Origin of the sequence: Moorena sp. SIO4A5 (genome assembly GCF_010672005.1) — a bacterium.
Taxonomy (GTDB): domain Bacteria; phylum Cyanobacteriota; class Cyanobacteriia; order Cyanobacteriales; family Coleofasciculaceae; genus Moorena.
The window spans coordinates 1-3,148 of record NZ_JAAHHZ010000569.1 but is presented as its reverse complement, the minus strand read 5'-3'; the positions used below and the strand labels follow the sequence as shown (position 1 = coordinate 3,148).

5 protein-coding genes and 1 pseudogene are annotated in these 3,148 nt (G+C 43.7%); 3 read left to right on the top strand and 3 right to left on the bottom strand.

Features of this window, described 5'->3' with window-relative positions; genetic code table 11:
- A pseudogene (locus F6K57_RS41150) lies at window positions 1-1,308 on the top strand (hypothetical protein); the annotation flags it as partial.
- Window positions 1,309-1,475: 167 nt separating this feature from the next.
- Window positions 1,476-1,823: a hypothetical protein gene (locus F6K57_RS42375; protein ID WP_330359420.1), complete on the top strand. Its 348-nt coding sequence runs from the start codon at window positions 1,476-1,478 to the stop codon at window positions 1,821-1,823.
- Here F6K57_RS42375 and F6K57_RS41140 read toward each other — a convergent pair.
- Window positions 1,817-2,035 (bottom strand): AbrB/MazE/SpoVT family DNA-binding domain-containing protein, encoded by a 219-nt coding sequence (locus tag F6K57_RS41140; RefSeq protein WP_293054703.1) that lies wholly within the window; start codon window positions 2,033-2,035, stop codon window positions 1,817-1,819. The two genes, F6K57_RS42375 and F6K57_RS41140, sit on opposite strands and share 7 nt — an antisense overlap.
- A 114-nt stretch (window positions 2,036-2,149) precedes the next feature.
- Between F6K57_RS41140 and F6K57_RS41135 the strand changes: the two genes are divergently transcribed.
- The gene (locus F6K57_RS41135; RefSeq protein ID WP_293054701.1) at window positions 2,150-2,353 is read left to right on the top strand and encodes a hypothetical protein; all 204 of its coding nucleotides are present in this window, start codon (window positions 2,150-2,152) and stop codon (window positions 2,351-2,353) included.
- A 43-nt stretch (window positions 2,354-2,396) separates the two neighbouring features.
- On the opposite strand, the gene F6K57_RS41130 is transcribed toward F6K57_RS41135, so the two are convergent.
- Window positions 2,397-2,585 (bottom strand): hypothetical protein, encoded by a 189-nt coding sequence (locus F6K57_RS41130; RefSeq protein ID WP_293074836.1) that lies wholly within the window; start codon window positions 2,583-2,585, stop codon window positions 2,397-2,399.
- Window positions 2,560-3,148 (bottom strand): DUF4351 domain-containing protein (locus F6K57_RS41125; RefSeq protein WP_293074833.1); only part of this gene is annotated, 589 nt, incomplete at its 5' end. The genes F6K57_RS41130 and F6K57_RS41125, both read right to left, overlap by 26 nt.

Below are 3,148 nucleotides of genomic sequence, written 5' to 3'. Positions count from 1 at the left end.
AAGCCAGACCCTAAGCTAAAAATACAAGTTACAAAAACACTGCACAAGGTGGCTTATGGAGTAAGAGAACGGAATCGCCTGGAAAAACATCAAGGCACAGTCATCGGTCTTGGTATTAGCCCCGATCACAGCAGAATCGCTAGCGTTGACACTACAGGATTGATCTGCTTGTGGGACAGGTCAGGCAAACTTCTGAATCATGATTGTTTCCAAGGGCCTGAAGGCTGGGTTCTAAGTGTCAGTTTTAACCCTGATGTCAGTTCACTGGCTACCATTACTGCCAGTGTGGATTCTGATGGAGGTATGGGAGCAGATAGCATTGTTACCTTGGGTTTATGGGACTTAGAAACTCAACAGCAGGTTGAGCTAAACCAAGGTCTTAGAGGCTGGGCGTGGGAGGTTAGCTTTAGCAAGGATGGCGAGCAACTGGCTAGTAAGGACGGCTCTGATCGTGTTAGCTGGTGGAACTTATTGGGTGAACAAATATCCGAAAACCAATTTAAAGGAGAACCGCAATTCTCGATGCTAGATAAAATTTATAGCAGTGATGGTAAGACCGCCACTTTTCCAGAACATAAAAGGTTTCCTTCTTCTTATAAAAACACATTAGTTTTAGATAACCCGTCTGAGCCTTCTGATATTACAATCGAAACCAATCACACTTGGATAGAAATAGCGGTTTTCAGCCCTGATGGTCAGCAGTTGATTACCGCAGGTAGAGATGGCATCATCCGTATTTGGGACTTTAAAGCTAATGAAGTTACTGATCCGAGTGATACTCCTAAAGTATCCTACTCGAGTGATGAAGTTAGTTTAGACAGCTTAGACACTACTTTATTCTCGGGATGTCACTCTCGTATAATCGATCAGGTAATTTCTAGCCCTAATAGAAAGTTGGTGGCTACTTCTGCCACAGATGGCAACGTCTGTTTGTGGGACTCAGATTACAATGAGTTAGCCAAATTCAAAGGATATGCAAACGGGGCAATGGATGTCCGTTTTAGTCCTGATGGCAAATTACTTGCAACTGCTGGATTAGATCGTATCGCTAAGTTATGGGATGTAGAGACCAAGGAGCAGGTGGCAGAATTCAACGCACAGGAAAAATATCGGGTCTTGGATCTCAATTTTAGCCGCGATGGTAAGCAACTGGCTATGGTTGCCAACGATCAAATAGTGAGGTTATGGAAGATTGAATCATTCGATGATCTGATGGTGCGGGGTTGCAATTGGGTGCGTGACTATTTGGAGAATAACCCCAATATTGAGGAAAGCGATCGCCATCTCTGCGACAATGTTAACAAGTAGTTACAAAAGTTAAAAGTTTTGGTAGCCACTTCAGCCTCACTAACCCACGATTAGGTTTTTTGCAATTGGCTCATCTTTCTAATTGTCTAAGAATTTGCGTTCGCGTAGCGTGACCAAAGGTCAATCGCTTTCTCAAAACTGTTGGTACATAAATGCGTTCGCGTAGCGTGACCAAAGGTCAATCGCTTTATGAAAACTATTGGTATACAATAGCGATCGCCTCTTTCAATTTTGAAGGGAATTACTCGACATGGATGAAACGCGGATTGAGCGCTAAACTTAAGCTATTGCGGGAAATAACAAAAATGACACCAATTGAATTAAAACAAAAAGCCTATTATGCCTTAGTTAAGGAATTAGGGCAAGTTGATGCAATTCGTTTTTTACAAGATTTAGGATGGGGTTTTGGTGATTATACTCAAGAACGTCAACAGTCTCTAAAAAATGTGACAAGATCTGATTTTTGGCAAGACATTCAAGAAATTAGAGCCAAAAAAGACCTTGAAAATCAATGATTCTGTTGTAGCCAGCGATCGCCTGATAAAAACTCCTCAATCCGTTCCTCTGTATACATCTCAATCGGATACACTCCCGCAGGACGCAGTAGAATTCCACCATCAGCAGTAGTCTCTACCAGTAGCATAGTTTCACCCTCCAACCCTAGACGCTTGAGAATTGCTTTGGGAATAGAGAGTTCACCTTTTTTTCCTAGCTTGATGACTTCCATAATTCCAAATAACCATAATCCGGCAAACCGGACTTTAAGTAAATAGTAATCGATCAGGCTTAAAGCGTGCTCGTTTGGCTACATCACCAGAGAAAAGGACATACGAGGAGAACAATGACTATTAATAATCAACAGGATCAGGATCTGCTAGATGAATACGATTTCAGCAAAGGCATACGGGGTAAATATGCTCAGAGATATAGCGAAGGTAGCAACATTGTTAAGTTAGATAACGATGTTGCTGAAATGTTTCCAGATCAAAAATCAATTAATGATGCACTGCGAGCTTTAGCTAATATTATTTCCATCAACACTTAGCGGGAGCAGCATGAAAAAGAAGCGTACGCTAACTCAGTTAATCTTAGTTGAGAAGTAGTGTGCTAAACGCAGCTATGCCCGTAGGGCTGATCGCTTTTAGCGGAAGCTGAGGCCTTTGGCCACGCTTTGCGTTCGCGTAGCGTCGGCTTTGCCGAAACGCTTCATCGCGTAGCGTGGCCGTAGGCCAATCGCACCAAAAGCTAAACTTACGAGTTCGATTTACTATCAGCAACACTACGTGAACGCATCCATTCATCCAAATCGTCAGGTTTCGTAAAGTCCAACAATGCTTCCCCCAAAGCTTCAAGCTGAGGGAGGGATAAGGCTTGAACCTGCGCTCGTATTTCTGGGGACACTTCGCCGATGCGACGCAAGAGTAGGCGGAGGATGAGAGATTGTTCCCCTTCGTGACGGCCTTCATCCTTAATGTCTTGATAAATTACAGACTGCTGCATGATATCTGTGCGTAAAACCTGGTTAATCAAGTCCCTCTTTAATAATAGCCCTGCTAGAATCCCAGCGCACGCAGCCACATTGCTCTGTATCCTCATTTCTGGAATCGCCTCAACTCTTGCAGCCACCTGACGCAAGGTTTGAGCAGCATCGGGGGTTTGTGTCAGCACAGCCAAGGGCAATAACCCCGTCGATTCCAGAAACGGCTGAGTTGGTTGTTCCCATAGCCGAATGACCTCAAATTCGTGACGAGTACCAGGAATCTCAAACGCTGTCTGATAAACGAGTTCAGAAGTTGAACTGGTTAAGTAAATGACCACTTGGCGCATCTGCTTATTTGGA